Origin of the sequence: Kolteria novifilia, assembly GCA_007748055.1 — a bacterium.
In the GTDB taxonomy this organism is placed as follows: domain Bacteria; phylum Planctomycetota; class Planctomycetia; order Kolteriales; family Kolteriaceae; genus Kolteria; species Kolteria novifilia.
On the sequence record CP036279.1, the window covers coordinates 62,114 to 75,869 of the forward strand.

The 13,756-nt window shown below is 62.3% G+C and carries 12 protein-coding genes; 5 read left to right on the top strand and 7 right to left on the bottom strand.

The genetic code is table 11. The features are described from left to right. Positions 1-971: 971 nt before the first annotated feature. From Pan216_RS00240 to Pan216_RS00260, 5 genes are all read right to left on the bottom strand, one after another. On the bottom strand, positions 972-2,006 hold the full coding sequence (locus Pan216_RS00240) for a glycosyltransferase family 2 protein (protein WP_145253253.1): 1,035 nt from the start codon (positions 2,004-2,006) through the stop codon (positions 972-974). Next, positions 2,003-2,608, bottom strand: coding sequence for an acyltransferase (locus Pan216_RS00245; protein WP_145253255.1), 606 nt, complete (start codon positions 2,606-2,608; stop codon positions 2,003-2,005). The genes Pan216_RS00240 and Pan216_RS00245 overlap by 4 nt, the downstream gene beginning before the upstream one ends. 114 nt (positions 2,609-2,722) lie before the next feature. Continuing rightward, the gene (locus tag Pan216_RS00250) at positions 2,723-3,469 is read right to left on the bottom strand and encodes a hypothetical protein (protein ID WP_145253257.1); all 747 of its coding nucleotides are present in this window, start codon (positions 3,467-3,469) and stop codon (positions 2,723-2,725) included. Between the two features lie 198 nt (positions 3,470-3,667). Beyond that, entirely contained in the window at positions 3,668-5,611 is a 1,944-nt protein-coding gene (locus tag Pan216_RS00255) for a fructose-bisphosphatase class III (protein ID WP_145253259.1), read from the bottom strand. Positions 5,612-5,654: 43 nt separating this feature from the next. Next, complete coding sequence (locus Pan216_RS00260; RefSeq protein ID WP_145253261.1) at positions 5,655-6,014, bottom strand: DUF4280 domain-containing protein; 360 nt, start codon at positions 6,012-6,014, stop codon at positions 5,655-5,657. Between the two features lie 579 nt (positions 6,015-6,593). On the opposite strand from Pan216_RS00260, the gene Pan216_RS00265 reads away from it, so the two are divergent. After that, the gene (locus Pan216_RS00265; RefSeq protein ID WP_145253263.1) at positions 6,594-6,986 is read left to right on the top strand and encodes a hypothetical protein; all 393 of its coding nucleotides are present in this window, start codon (positions 6,594-6,596) and stop codon (positions 6,984-6,986) included. A 110-nt stretch (positions 6,987-7,096) separates the two neighbouring features. On the opposite strand, the gene Pan216_RS00270 is transcribed toward Pan216_RS00265, so the two are convergent. Further along, positions 7,097-9,592, bottom strand: coding sequence for a hypothetical protein (locus Pan216_RS00270; protein ID WP_145253265.1), 2,496 nt, complete (start codon positions 9,590-9,592; stop codon positions 7,097-7,099). Between the two features lie 229 nt (positions 9,593-9,821). On the opposite strand from Pan216_RS00270, the gene Pan216_RS00275 reads away from it, so the two are divergent. Both Pan216_RS00275 and Pan216_RS00280 read left to right on the top strand, forming a co-directional pair. Continuing rightward, on the top strand, positions 9,822-10,631 hold the full coding sequence (locus Pan216_RS00275; RefSeq protein WP_145253267.1) for an ABC transporter ATP-binding protein: 810 nt from the start codon (positions 9,822-9,824) through the stop codon (positions 10,629-10,631). 183 nt (positions 10,632-10,814) lie between these two features. Beyond that, positions 10,815-11,783 carry an AAA family ATPase gene (locus Pan216_RS00280; RefSeq protein ID WP_145253269.1) on the top strand — a complete coding sequence of 323 codons (969 nt, stop codon included), beginning with the start codon at positions 10,815-10,817 and terminating at the stop codon, positions 11,781-11,783. Here the strand turns inward: Pan216_RS00280 and Pan216_RS00285 are convergent. Then, positions 11,780-12,568 (bottom strand): flagellar hook-basal body protein, encoded by a 789-nt coding sequence (locus tag Pan216_RS00285; protein WP_419193702.1) that lies wholly within the window; start codon positions 12,566-12,568, stop codon positions 11,780-11,782. The two genes, Pan216_RS00280 and Pan216_RS00285, sit on opposite strands and share 4 nt — an antisense overlap. A gap of 150 nt (positions 12,569-12,718) precedes the next feature. On the opposite strand from Pan216_RS00285, the gene Pan216_RS00290 reads away from it, so the two are divergent. After that, positions 12,719-13,012: a hypothetical protein gene (locus tag Pan216_RS00290; protein ID WP_145253273.1), complete on the top strand. Its 294-nt coding sequence runs from the start codon at positions 12,719-12,721 to the stop codon at positions 13,010-13,012. 29 nt (positions 13,013-13,041) lie between these two features. Next, positions 13,042-13,722, top strand: a complete 681-nt coding sequence (locus Pan216_RS00295) for a DUF1614 domain-containing protein (protein ID WP_145253275.1) — start codon at positions 13,042-13,044, stop codon at positions 13,720-13,722. Positions 13,723-13,756: the final 34 nt, after the last annotated feature.

The window sequence follows — 13,756 nt, forward strand, 5'->3', positions numbered from 1 at the left end:
CACGTCAGTGCCAGGTAAATGTCAATCACCGATGCGGAGCCCTGAGTGGGCGACATCGGCCACGGGGGAAGATACTCTCCGCCGGTCCCGATGCATCGTGGATGGTGTCGACTTTCCTTGCGGAGAGGTTGCGCCGGCGAAGATGCCGTCAGTGGTCCCTCGCCAATCAAACGATATGAAGCGAACGCGCATCACGCCCAACGCCTTCGGATGGAGCGCTCTTCGATTGGTCGGTTGACGTCTCCGCAATGAATGGAAATCGTCATGTCACGTCGCTTGCTTCGACCGTTTGCGCTCGTCGTCGTGTTCGGTCTTATTCCAACGATCAGGTAGACAACCCCCGCGGGGTTGGTGGCTTCCATCATTCGATACCCAGGGTGCGCGAAGCGCGACCCTGGGCTTCGTCAGAGAACGGCGTTGCCGTTCGGATTTGCGCTCGTCGTCGTGTTCGGTCTTACTCCAACGATCAGCTAGACAACCCCCGCGGGGTTGGTGGCTTTCATCATTCGATACCCAGGGTGCGCGAAGCGCGACCCTGGGCTTCGTCAGAGAACGGCGTTGCCGTTCGGATTTGCGCTCGTCGTCGTGTTCGGTCTTATTCCAACGATCAGCTAGACAACCCCCACGGGGTTGGTGGCTTCCATCATTCGATACCCAGGGTGCGCGAAGCGCGACCCTGGGCTTCGTCAGAGAACGGCGTTGCCGTTCGGATTTGCGCTCGCCGTCGTGTTCGGTCTTATTCCAACGATCAGCTAGACAACCCCCACGGGGTTGGTGGCTTCCATCATTCGATACCCAGGGTGCGCGAAGCGCGACCCTGGGCTTCGTCAGAGAACGGCGTTGCCGTTCGGATTTGCGCTCGTCGTCGTGTTCGGTCTTATTCCAACGATCAGCTAGACAACCCCCGCGGGGTCCGTCGACGTTTGCTGGAATAGGCGGAAAGCACCTTGGGCCTATGCCGAAGGCATTGACTAGCGAAGCCCAGGGTCGCGCTTCGCGCACCCTGGGTTAGGGTGACACCCCGTCGTCCAAACCCCAGAGGGGTTTTCTAACCTTCGGTTATCCTCGTTGATGCTTGCGACACCGTTCAAACGAAGCACTTCCTTCTCATCGACGAGATATCTCGGGCGCTGACGCAGTTCGCCGAGCGCTCGCCAAAGGTACTCGCCCAGGACGCCCACGCAAAGAAGCTGCACGCCCCCAACGCCGAAGATGCTCGCGAGGACGAGACGAAGTGTGGTCTCCGAACCGAAGGGTAGCGAAACCGCCGTCCCCAGCGACGCGAGCAGGCAGCATCCCCCCGCGAGACTCGCAAGACGCAGCGGCAGCGCCGAGAACGCGACGAACGAGTCACCCGCGAGGTTCCAACGTTTTGCCCACGTCCACATCGAGCGACCCTCTTGGCGAGCCTCCCGGACATAGGGACGTTCGGTGCGCGGGTAGCCGAGCCAGACGATGAGTGCCGTCAGCGAGGTGTGTAGCTCGGGGCAGCGCTGGAGGTCGTCGACGACGCGACGATCGAGAAGAGCGAAATCGTAGCCTCCTTGCGGCAGTCTCGGCAGCGCGAGCGTCCGAAAGAGCCGGTGGAAGAGGCTTGAGGTCGCGGTGACGCTCCAGGCGTCGGATCGGGACTCGCGTGTGGCGAGGACGACGGGACTGCCACGGCGCCAATCCGCAATCATCGCGGAAAGATGTTGGGGTGGGTCTTGTAAATCGGCGCTCAAAAACGCGACGATGTCCGCGTCTCCGGCATGATCGAGCCCGGCGCGGATGGCTTGGAACGAGCCAACATTGCGAACCAGCGGGAGAACGGAAACCCGTTCGTCTTGGGCGGCGAGTTCTTCGAGAACAGCCCGGCTGTCATCTTGGGAGCCGTCGTCGACGAAGAGGTAGCGCAGACGGACGTCGGACTGGGTCGCCATGCGATCGAGGCGAGCGTGTAACTCGTGGAGGGTCGCGGCGTTGTGGTAAACCGGGACGACGACGACGAGTTGCTCGTCACTCATGCCGCGAATCTTTCGAAGTGAGGCGCGGGTTCGCACTGCGAGCAGCGGTCGCCCGGCTCTGATCCGACGTTGAGCGATTGGCCGCACCGACAGACATAACCCTTGATACGAGCAGGGTTTCCGTGAACGAGGGCGAACGCGGGGACGTTGCGGGTGACGACGGCGCCGGCGCCGACCATGGCGCCCTCGCCGATGGTGATTCCCGGCAAGAGGACCGCTCCGGCCCCGATGCTGGCCCCCCGCTGAACCCTGATGCCGTCGTACTGGTCGGGCCGATGGCGGCTTCGCGGGCGTGGGTCATTGGTGAAGCTGACGTTCGGTCCGACGAAGACGTCGTCCTCAAGATAGGTCCCTTCCCAGAGGAAAACGCCCGATTTAATGGTCACACGATCGCGGACGGTGACGCCCGACTCGATGAAGGTGTGATCGCAGATGTTGGCGTCGGTGCCGATGGTCGCTCCCGCGGCGATATGGGCAAAAGCCCAAACGCGGCTGCCCCGGCCGATGGTGGCTCCCTTGTCGACGAGGGCATGGGGATGAAGGAAGTGATCATCGCTCGAGAGACGCGGATCGAGCCAGTCGGGGTTCGAAAGGGTCGTCATCGAAGTCCATCCTAGACGGTGTGCGAATCGTCACGGCGCATCGTCAGCGCGTGGCACAACAGTCTAATTTGGCGCCGTTTTGGGGCAACCCCGAAGCTTTTTGGTCAGGAATGGTCAGCGATTGGAGGCAATTTGATCGGAAACGTCGATAATTGGGCGTTTTTCGATGCCGAGGTGGGCTTCGAGCCAGTCGTATTGGCGACTGGGCTCGATGATCCAGGGACGCAGGTGGGTGGCGAGTTTCTCGCTGGCGGACCGACCGACGGAGATGCCTGTCCGGAGCCGGCCGTGGCGGGTGTCGATGTCGGCGATCGCGTGGATGCAGTTGCAAGCACTGCCCCGCGATCGCCCCACCACATCGAGCGCCGACCAGAGCATATGCCCGTTGCGGAGCCGATCGTGTTGCTTGATGGCCCGCTTGTAGAGCTCGGGTTTGATCTCGTAGGGGCCCCATTGGTAGACGTTGAGGCGATGCTTGGCGGCGAACTTGAGTGTCCAGTCGAGCGAGCGATTGACCCCGCGTTGTGGCGGCGAGAACATCCGCATCTCTTCGGAGGTGTAGTACCAGCTAATGGTCTTGGTCTCGACCTTCTGATTCCGCGGCGGGGAGGTCGTGACTCTCAAGTCGGAGAGTTTGCGACTGACGTGAACGCGCGAGTCGCGGGGAGTCGTCTTGAGGAAACTCGCGAAACAGTGGGCTCGCGGTCTTAACCTCGTGCCTCCTTCGTACGCGAAGATCACCATGTAGTAACGCGACTTTTCTTCGGCTTGGCCGAAGCGCGGGAACGCGAAGAAAGACGCAACGATACTGAGGGTGAAGACGACGACAAAGAGCGCCTTCCTTGGAGTCGCGGTGTCCATGTCAAGATCTTGCCACCTCCGAGACTTGTTTTCCTCCCCGAGCAAGTAATTCGCGGCGAATTTTTGCCCCGATCCGTTCAGGTTTTCGCGGTTGAGATGAAGATGCTGCTGAAGGATTCCCCAATGCGCCTGACAGAAATTGGGCAGCCAAAAAGTGGTGACGGGAATGCCTGTTTTCGAGGGCCGCCGGGGAGCCCCTCAGTTGGGGCGGATTCGGTTGCGTCGGTAGGCCTCGACGAGCGCTTCCAAGAGCGTGATTTGATGCCGGATCTCCGCCCCGCGTTCGGTGTCGGCGACGGTTCGCGGCGGGTCCCATTCGCGGATCACTTCCATCGCCGGAACGATGTCGACGCCGTCGCGCACCGCGTCCTGCACCGAGGAGAAATGGTGATGCTCGGCGAGCACTGTTCGCTGCGGCTCCAGCAGCAAGGTGTAGCCGTGATCGCCATAGGCTTCGGAAAAGGCACCGTCGATGGTGATCGCTTTCCCGCTTCGCTTCAGGGGCGATTCGCCCTCGTCGATCTTCACCGGGACGTGGCCGTTGACGATCAAGCCCCGGTCGGTGGGGACGCCGAACTCCTCGAGGACGCGATCGCAGAACCAGACCTCGTGAATGAGACGAAAGTAGGGATTCTTCGTTTCGACGTGGGTCGCGCGATCCTCGACGAAATCGTTCTCGAGCGTGCAGATGCGGTCCTTGCCGAACAGGGGCGATCGGGGCCCCGACCAGAGATACCAACATAGGTCCAAATCCGGCTGCGTGGGCGCGTCGACGACCCGCGAAACCGACCGATTCAGGGCGTTGAAGAGTTCCCGCCCCGCGAGCGGCTCGCCATCGACGGGGAAGGTCTGGAACGAGCCGTCCTCCTCCACCGGGACGCAGCCGTGAAAGATGAGGTTGTCGTCGCGAACCAGGTACATCCAGCCGTGCTCGCGGAGGAAACACATCTGATTCCAGAGCGTCCAGCTCGTGGTGAACGAGTGGGTCAGCTCGTCGATGCAGGCCTGTTCCTCGGCGGTTAGGCTGTAGGGCTCGCTCGGGTCGAGCGTCGGAAAATGAGTATCCCGAAGAGGATAGGTCACGTCGTCGATCGTGATCGTTCCCTTGGCGACGTCGATGTGGTGGAGCAGACGCCGGTGGTCGAGCGTGAACTGGGGATTGCGCTCGATCGTGTGACCATCGAGTTTGAACTGAATGAGCGCGGCCGCCTTTTGCATACGGGCGACGAGCTGGTTGTCGCGCTGCCCCTGCTTGCGTGGTTGGAACTGGGCGGCGGGATCGTCTTGGTAGACGGAGTTGGCCAGTTGCTCGAGGGGCAACAGCGAGATGCCGTAGCCCTCTTCCAACTGCCGGAGACGGTGATAACGGCACGAGATCCGCAAGACATGGGCGACGAGCGCTTGCTGGCCGAGACAGGCTCCCAGCCACGCGGCATCGTGATTTCCCCAGATGAAGCTGATGTTGGGTTGCCGCTGCAGGTAGTTGACGACACGATCGCCGCGCGGGCCCCGGTCCCAGCAGTCCCCGCCAATGATCAGTTCGTCGACCGCCAAGTCGCGCAGCACGCGGACTGTGGCGCGGAGCAAGTGGGCGGCATGATCCTCGCCGGCGATGGAAGCGACCGCCGCCGCGATTGCCGCACAACCGTTGCCCGCGGTGAAGGCGTGCATCAACTCGGTCAGGAGCTCGCGATAGGCATTGGGAAGCACGCGATCAACTCGTCGCAAGGGTAGCTTCGCGGCGAGATGGACGACGATCTCGAGCAGGTTTGTCATCGCTTCGCTGAAGAACTTCTCCTGTGCCTCGAGTGAGGGGTGCTTCGAGCGAAAGAGTTCGATCGTCTCCAGCGGGTAGAAGATCAGGGCGATGAAGCGTTCGAGTTCCTCGGTGGGAAGCCGGTCGCGAAAGAGTCGTTCGACCAGTGGACGGAGCCGGCCCGAGGCGTTGTTGATGACATGGCGCTGTTTGACGTCGTCGCCGTGCACATCGCTGATGATGTGGATCGGTCCCTTGGGAAGGGGCAACTCGGCCGAGAGCCGGGCGATCTCCGCCAGGGCGGCGTCAATGCTTGGAAAGCGATGACGCATTTGTCGAAGCACTTCGAGATCGACGTCATGGGGACGGGTCGGAGACGAGGCCATGCGGTTGAATCCTCCGAGCGTGGGCTCGACGATGACGGACGTCTCAAACGCTCTGTTCGATGATGTTGTTGGGTTGGACGACGGAGATCACGCCGCCGACGCCGCAGTTGACGGTCGCGGGAATGGTGAGCACCTTCAGTCCCATGACTCCCTGAACGACCGATCCGGGTTGCCATGGCCCGACGGGGGCGGGGACGCAAGGGGTGGGAACGCCCGAGGCGCTCGCCGTCAGGATGTTGCAGGTGCCGAATGGCTTGAGATTGACGCCTGGGGTCATGTCCATGATGGTGGCGACCTTCATGCCGTCGATCTTGTAGATCATCTGGCTCGTGACCGAAAGTGGTTGTGGGGCCGTTCCAGCCGCACACATACAAGTCGCGTTCTCGCAAACCACGGGGGGCATTGGTTTCTCCTCTGGATCGACGGCCGCATCGTCTCGCGGGCGAACTTGCGAAGGAGTTGCGAAAGCTGCCACGAGCGAGAGGGCCCGTTGACGCCACGATCCGTTTTGGGTTCCTTACGGAACCCGGTCGGCCGCGTCTCCTCCAGACCGCGGCGATACGCGCCGTCGCGGTTCGTGGCGATGGTGATCTCAACGACGTGAAGAGCACGCCCGCGCGTGCCCACCTTTCAAATGACGCGAAACTCCGATGGATCGCAAGGCCGAATCGCGCGAGAGCGATCCCGAAAAATTCTCGCTAGTAAGTTCATCCGCAACCGGTCGTTCTTCCCGTCATTGAAGACGAACGGCGGGTTCCGATTTCCATTTTAGGGCCATCAAAACTTGCCTTGCTGGCGTACGACTATATGCCTGCGGGTAGATACTCGGTGGAAAGTCTGGTCACCACGGAAGGGATTGGTCAATCCTCGTGGGAGGTGGCCGCGTGGCGGGAAGGGGAATTCAACGAGCCGAAGTCGCTTCGGCTCCGGATTGAGTTCGTCGCGGGTCTCTTTCGCCGAGCTGTCCAAACGGAGACGACGGATGAAGAGGGAGTCGAGGTTTGCCCCTCGGATCCACTACCTCCGGCACTTTGTGGATGAGGAGTATTGTGTCCTCGTCCCCATCGACGATTTGCCCCAGGAGGAGCGAGATCGGATCCGAGAACGATTGAGCGATGGCCTGATGCGCATCAAAGGGAACGCGGTCTACATTCCCTTGGACGCGTGGGACATCATCTTCGGCGATGCGCTCGAAAGTTTCGAACCAACCCCTGAGCGATTGGCGATCGGGCCCCCGCCCAGGCCACGTCGCTCTCTCCAAGGCTACTGGATAACCCTTGGGTATGTCGGCATCGGCTTGGGAACACTCGCGGCGTGGAAGTGGCTGATCCTGCCCATCGTTTCGCCGTTGGTCGGGATGAGCTTCATGTCATGAGCGTGCGCGGGAGAGTCTCTTGTTCCCCTCTCCCGGTGGGAGAGGGGTTAGGGGTGAGGGGGTTCGTCTTCTTCGCGGGAAAGGCTTTCTCCGCGTCCCACACAAGCAACCTACGCGTCGTCGTTGGTGGCGACGATGCGGAAGCCGGACTCTCGCTTGATGCCCTCCACGGTTCGGAATTGACCGAAACGCATCTGTTGCATCAGCATCATCGGGTTGTTGCGGAAGAGCATCTGCTCGCGGAAGTCGTTGACGAACCGCTCGAAGTCAGGCTGCTCGCGCTCGAGCACCTTGACGACGTAGAAGTTCTCCTGCTCCGGCCCTTCCACCGACGCGACGTCTCCATCCTGAAGCTGGAAGAGTTTGTCGTAGAAGGCTTCGTCCGGCAGGGGGAACTGGGGAACCTTGGTTGGCTGGAGCGTTCGCTGGGCTCGTGGAGCCATCGTCGAGAAGCCCGGCGACATCCGCGAGAAGAGAGGTGTCTCTTCCACCTTGTAGGGAGAATTCTTGCCGAGCGCGGCGGTGAGATTCCCCATCTCCTTCATCGCTTTGTCGGTCAACTCGTCGGCCGCCTTGGAGGCCTTCGGCACCGCTTGCTCCTGACGCCATACGGCGATGACTTCTTGCTTCACGTCTTCGAGCTTCGGCACGTGCGAGTCGATCGTCTTCGTCTTCCAGTAGAGATAGTATTGGTCGCGGCCGGGAGCCTCGAGCACGCGTCCGCGGTAGTCACCCTGCTCGAAGACCATCTGGAAGAAGGGCTCGGTGGCGGGGAAGACGTCGTCGGAGACGGCCCGCACCGCGTTGCCGAGACCGGGAACCTCTTGGGCGATGGCGGAGGTCATCAGGCCGGTCTGCTTGAACTCAAAGCCGGCTTTCTTCGCGATCGCTTCCAGATCGGGAGGAGTCGGCGCCTTGAAACCCGACCAGTCGAGATCGTTCGCCGAGACCTTGTCGGTCTTGTCCTTCGCCGCGAGCTTGGTCAGTTGCTCGTTGCGGTATTGGGAACGGACACGCAGGTACTCGTCGAGGTAAGGGTCCATCGTTTCGCGAAGGACCGTTTCGAGCCGGGCGACGATGAGCTTGCGAGCCTTGCGGCGCCGGAGGCTCTTCTCGATTTGGCCCTTCACCTCCTCGAACGGCTTGTAGCGATCCTTGTCGGGGGTCGCCTCGCTCTTCACGGTGGCTTTGCCCTCTTTCTCCTTGGGGGAGACCCCCTCCTTCTTGGAAGAGACCCCCTCCTTCTCCCCCTTGGACAAGGGGGAGCGATCGGACTTGGGCGCAGTCGGCTTGCTCACTTCTTTCGGCTCGGCGGCCTTGGCGGGAGACTCCGGCTTGGTCTCGTCGGCCGCGAGGAGCAGAAGGGCCGTTGACGCGAGCCCCATGGAAGGACGCTGCTTGATCAGCGAACTGCTGTCCTTCTTGGGAGCCTCCGCCTTCTTCTCCGCGGGCTTGCTCGGTGTCTTCGGCTCGCTCGCTTCCTTCTTCGGGGCCTCCGCTTTCGGAGGAGTCGTCTTGGGAGCCTCTTTGCCCTTCGCGTCCTTGGGCTTGTCGGTCTTGGGCGCCGTCGGCTGGTCATCCTTCCCCTTGGCCGGGGCGGGAGCGGACTTTTCGCTCGGCGTGCTTGCCTTCGGGGCGGGGGCCGACTTCGCGTCCTTGGTCATCTTGGGAGGGAGCGGAATGCCCGCATCCTCGCTGTTGTTCGGAGGCAATGGCACCGAACTGGAGATGACTTTGAACTCGTCCTTGTTGTTGTCGTAGTAGTCGCGGATCTCTTTGTCGGTCACCTTCACTTGATCGGTGAAGTTGCCCAAGTCGGCGACGAGGTACTGAACCTCGACCTGCTCGGGCACGCGAAAGCCGATCATGTCCGCATCGGGGTCGGCGATGACCTCCTTGTAGCGATCGAAGACCTTTTGGAGATCCTCGTCGGTCGGCTTCTCCTCTTCGGAAACGAAGTCCGCGACCGGAAACTTGACCACCTCGAACTTCATCTTCGTCAGGGCCGGCTCGCTTTGGCTCCAAATCTCCAGTGGCGTTTCCCGCGCGACCAGCGGCGTGAGGGCGAGGATCGTTCGCCGGATCTTCAACTGATCGCCGATCAGGGTGAAGAGCTCGCGTTGGCCCACCGGAAGCGGATCAAGCGCGGCGTCGGCGGCGTTGACCCCCTTGGGGGGAGTGCCGCGGAGCACGGCGTCGAAGTCGTTCACCGAGAGCTTGTTCTCGGTGACGATGTTGACGAACTCGTTGATGTCGCGATCGTCGACCGTCAGCCCGATGCGGTTGGCCTTGCCGAGGACGACCAAGCCATCGACCACCGCCTGCTCGTCGGTGCTGAAGAGCGGCTGTTGGGGTTGGAGGCCGAGGTATTGGCGGGCGCGAAAGACGAACTGGTTGATGATCTGCCGAGCGCCGCGAGCTTGTTGGACGTCGCTGAGTTTGATCTCCTCACCCCAGGCGGTCGCGAGGACGGGGTTGGCCCCAGGTCGTTCGGCGCGGCTGAGAAGTTGATCGAAGAAGGCGGCGAACACGAACGCAAACATCGCCAACAAGGTGAGCATCACCATGAGGGTTTTTTGGCGTTTGCGAAAGACTTCAAAAACCATCGAAGCATCCTCGCTGTCGTTGGGGGAAACTCGGGACGGCTTTCACCGAGCCCGGTCACGATCGCTGACCCGGGCATTGCCATCGTCCCATTTGTTCCGCAAATGGTTAGTCTATGAATCTGGAGAGGCCGTTAGCCGTCCTCATGCCCCGGCGATCGGGCATTATAAGGGCGTCCCCTTTGGCCACAAGGGGAATCGGCGCAAGGGATAAGTGGCAAGGAAAGCTGCAATGCACGCGCTGGCGCTCGAGGACGTTTCCCTCCGGGTGGGGGGAGTCACCATCGTCGAAGGTCTTTCCTGGTCGGTCCCGACCGGGTCGCGGGCGGCCGTCCTCGGCCCCAACGGCTGCGGCAAGAGCACCATGATCCGTCTGGTCACCGGCTATCACTTTCCGACCTCCGGGGCGGCATATTGCCTGGGAGAACGCCTGGGAACGGTTCCGGTACACGAGTTGCGTCGCTCCATCGGGCTCGTCGACCCGTTCAATCAATTCTTCGACGAGCAACGTATTCGCGTGAAGGAAATGGTGCTCACCGGGTTCTTCGGGAATTTCTCGCTCGATTTCGAGCGGCCCACCGCCGCCCAGCGGGAGGCGACCGAGGAGGCCCTTGAGGAGGTCGGAATGGCGAGGCTCGCCGGTCGTCGCTTCAAGACGTTGTCCACCGGGGAGAAACGGCGCGTCTTGCTGGCCCGTGCCCTCATCGGCGAGCCGGAGTTGCTCCTTCTCGACGAGCCGACCGCGGGACTCGACCTGCGGGCCCGCGAAACGATGCTGGCGACGACCGAGCGGCTCAAGGCCCGTCGGCCGGAGTTGACGATCGTGCTGGTGACGCACCATCTCGAGGAGCTTTCGCCCGCCACGGATGTCGTGCTCTTGATGGGGCCGGCAGGAGTGATCGCGTCGGGTCACCCCGAGGAGGTGCTGACCTCGGCCCGCGTCGGGAAGGCCTTCGACTGTCCGGTCGAGGTCGAGCGAACCAACGGCCGTTGGGCCTGGCGGGTCGAACCGGCCGTTTGGTCGGGTCTGCTGGGAGCCTAGGTCTGAGCCTGAGCTTCGGCTGCCACTGGCGGCTCGCCAGCCAGTGAGGTCTCTTGGTGTCCTCGCCGGCCGGAGTTCGCGTTTGGTGAAGTGGCGCGGAGGCGCCGCGAGCCGCCCGTCGAGCCTGAGCTCGAGGGATGCTATAGTAGTGGCCACGGGCGTTGTCTGGGGAAGGAGTCGATCTTGAACGTGGAATCTTCGGAAGAGCGAGTCGACATCGATGGCGTGGAGCTGTGGCTTTCCGCTCCGGTTCCCGTCCATGAGGAGTGGATTGGGCAGGAGGAGGTGCTCGAACAGCTTCTCGCGTGTTGGCTGGTCATCGCGAAGGAGGACATGCCGCTCTCGCCGCGCATCACCGGCGTGCCCGGCATCGGCAAGACGACGCTCGCGATGGCCGCCGCCCAGCGCCGCGACCAGACGCTCTATAACTTCCAGTGCACCGCCGACACCCGCCCGGAAGACTTGCTGGTGACCCCGGTGCTGGCCGAGTCGGGGAAGATCCGCTACCACGCCTCGTCGTTGGTGACCGCGATGATCAAGGGCGGGATTTGCATCCTCGACGAAGGCAATCGCATGAACGAGAAGAGCTGGGCCTCGCTCGCCTCGCTTCTCGACCATCGCCGCTACATCGAGTCGATTATCGCGGGCATTTCAGTCCCCGCCCATCGCGAGTTTCGCTGTTGCGTCACGATGAACGAGGACGAGTCGACTTACGAGATCCCCGACTATATCCTCTCGCGACTGCAACCGACGCTGACGCTCGGTTTTCCCAACCGCGACGACGAGATGGCGATCCTGAAGTACCATCTCCCCTTCGCCGAGGAGGAGATGCTCCGACTTACCGTCGACTTCCTCCAGCGCAGTCACGAGTTGCGGCTCGACTTCTCCCCGCGTGACGGCATCCACGTCCTGCAATATGCCCTGAAGCGGCTGGCGCAGAACCCCGACCATCCGCTCGGGAAGGACAAGGTCTGGCGCGAGGCATTGACGAAAGTGCTGGGGGAGGACGCCGACGATCTCGAACGGCTCGCCCAACAGCGACAAAGCGCGTTGGGAAGCCAGATTCTGCCTGCGGGTTTGGGGGATTTCTTCTTCGACCCCGACGATCCGCTCAATCCCGACCGGGATGAAGACGACGAGGACGACGACTAGCCGCGCAGTCGTTGGAGGGTCATGAGGTTCTCGTTGGCGGCGCGGACGACCTCGGCGTTGAAGGCGAACGCGCTTTGGTCCTTGATCAGCGTGGTGAGTTCTTCCACCGGCTCGACGTTCGAGCCCTCGAGAAAGCCCGAGGCGATGGACCCGAAGCCGTCTTCCCCAAACGTCCCGCCCTGGGGTGGCCCCGAGGCACCCGTCTCCGCGAAGAGGTTGCTTCCCACCTGCTGGAGCCCCTCCTCGTTGACGAAGCGAGTCGCCTGGAGCTGGCCGAGTTCGACCGTCTCGCCCCCCTGCTGAGCGGTGACGGTCCCGTCGGCGCCGATGGAAACATTGGTCGCGTCGGCGGGGATCTGCACGGGGGGGAGCGCGAGAAAGGACTGATCGCCGCCGGGGAGCACGAGCTGGCCCTCGGCGTTGCGCGAGAAGTTGCCCGCCCGGGAGTAAAACTCGTTGCCCTCCGCGTCGGTAACGCTGAAGAAGCCCGGTCCGCTGATCGCGGCATCGAGCGGTTGTCCGGTGGGGACCAAGGGGCCTTGCGCGAAGTCGAGCTGGGTGCTGCCGACCGAGGCCCCCTGCCCGAAGGAGGTTCCGAGTCCCGCCGCCGTCGGCCCTTGTCCCCCGGCTCCGGGAGCGCGGAGGATGCCGTAGATCAGATCGTTGATGTTGGCCCGGCTCGCTTTGAATCCGGTCGTCTGCAGATTCGCCAGGTTGTTCGCGGTGACCGCGAGCCCTTGGCTGTACGTCTGTAGGCCGCTGGAACCAGTGGCGAGGGATTGCATGCTCACGAGGTGTCACTCCATCAAGGCGAACGCTCCCCGAGTAGTATAGGTCGCGTCTGGGGTGCTCGCCGAGCTTGGTCGAGCCGATTGGCCTTTCCCAGAGCGTCTTCTAGGATGCCAAAACGGCGAAAAAGGAAGGAAACCGCGGCAATGTCGATGACGCCCGAAGAGGAACGTCTCCTGGACGACTATTCCTTCCAGCGGGGAACGTTGGGGGGAAACCTCGCGTTGGCAATGGATCTTCTCACCGACGTGCAGGCCCTCATCGCCCAGCACAAGCTCTATTGTCGTCTGGAAAAGGGACCGCGCGAGGGGGAAGGGACGCTCGATGTCGAAGAGGCGGTCCGTCTCGTGGACGTGATCAAGAGCCGGCTCCGCGAGTCGTTGGTCCTCTCGGAGAAGTTTCCCGACGGCGAGCAACGCCCCAGGCCGGTGGATGGGTAGGGACCGAGTTTCGAGGGGTACGGCAACCGATGATGCGCAATCCGGGCTGTTTGTCGCTGTTTCTGGCGACGCTCGTCATCCTCTTTCTGTCGCTGATCTTCGTCGATTTTCTCGACACGACACTTCACAAGTTGGGCATGAGCCATGTCGGGGCGACGTGCGCGCTCTTTGGGATCTTCATTGGAAGCTTCATCAACATCCCCGTCCAGTTCCTCCGCCGCGAGGAAGAAGTCTTTAACGAACCCAACTCGCTCTACGGGATGGGGTTTGGCGTGCCGGACATGCGGCGCGCTCGGAGCTTCACGATCCTGGCGGTCAACGTCGGGGGGTGTTTGGTTCCCGCCGCGATCGCGGTGATGCAGATCGTTCGGATCATCGCGTGGGGTTCGGAGACGCTCACCGTCATGGTGGCGATCACGCTACTGGTCACGGTTGTGACGTACTACCTCGCGCGGCCGATCGAGGGACGCGGCATCGCGATGCCCGCGTTGATTCCTCCCGTCGTCGCGGCGATTCCGAGCTACTTCTTCGCCGGCTCGCATGCCCCCTCGGTCGCGTTCGTGGCCGGAACCATCGGCACGCTGGTCGGAGCCGACCTGCTTCATCTCGAGGACATCAAACGAATCAATGTCGCCGTCGCGAGCATCGGTGGCGCCGGAACCTTCGACGGGATCGTCCTCTCGGGAATGCTCGCGGCCTTCTTGGCGTAGCGGCTTTGGGAATCCGAGCGATTGGCGGCTGACC

Excerpts from the sequence above, each read along its gene's own strand:
- Pan216_RS00245 (WP_145253255.1), bottom strand. The coding sequence starts at position 2,608 with ATGACGACCCTTTCGAACCCCGACTGGCTCGATCCGCGTCTCTCGAGC.
- Pan216_RS00240 (WP_145253253.1), bottom strand. The coding sequence starts at position 2,006 with ATGAGTGACGAGCAACTCGTCGTCGTCGTCCCGGTTTACCACAACGCC.
- Pan216_RS00255 (WP_145253259.1), bottom strand. The coding sequence starts at position 5,611 with ATGGCCTCGTCTCCGACCCGTCCCCATGACGTCGATCTCGAAGTGCTT.
- Pan216_RS00285 (WP_419193702.1), bottom strand. The coding sequence starts at position 12,568 with ATGCAATCCCTCGCCACTGGTTCCAGCGGCCTACAGACGTACAGCCAA.
- Pan216_RS00290 (WP_145253273.1), top strand. The coding sequence starts at position 12,719 with ATGTCGATGACGCCCGAAGAGGAACGTCTCCTGGACGACTATTCCTTC.
- Pan216_RS00295 (WP_145253275.1), top strand. The coding sequence starts at position 13,042 with ATGATGCGCAATCCGGGCTGTTTGTCGCTGTTTCTGGCGACGCTCGTC.
- Pan216_RS00260 (WP_145253261.1), bottom strand. The coding sequence starts at position 6,014 with ATGCCCCCCGTGGTTTGCGAGAACGCGACTTGTATGTGTGCGGCTGGA.
- Pan216_RS00250 (WP_145253257.1), bottom strand. The coding sequence starts at position 3,469 with ATGGACACCGCGACTCCAAGGAAGGCGCTCTTTGTCGTCGTCTTCACC.
- Pan216_RS00270 (WP_145253265.1), bottom strand. The coding sequence starts at position 9,592 with ATGGTTTTTGAAGTCTTTCGCAAACGCCAAAAAACCCTCATGGTGATG.
- Pan216_RS00275 (WP_145253267.1), top strand. The coding sequence starts at position 9,822 with ATGCACGCGCTGGCGCTCGAGGACGTTTCCCTCCGGGTGGGGGGAGTC.
- Pan216_RS00265 (WP_145253263.1), top strand. The coding sequence starts at position 6,594 with ATGAAGAGGGAGTCGAGGTTTGCCCCTCGGATCCACTACCTCCGGCAC.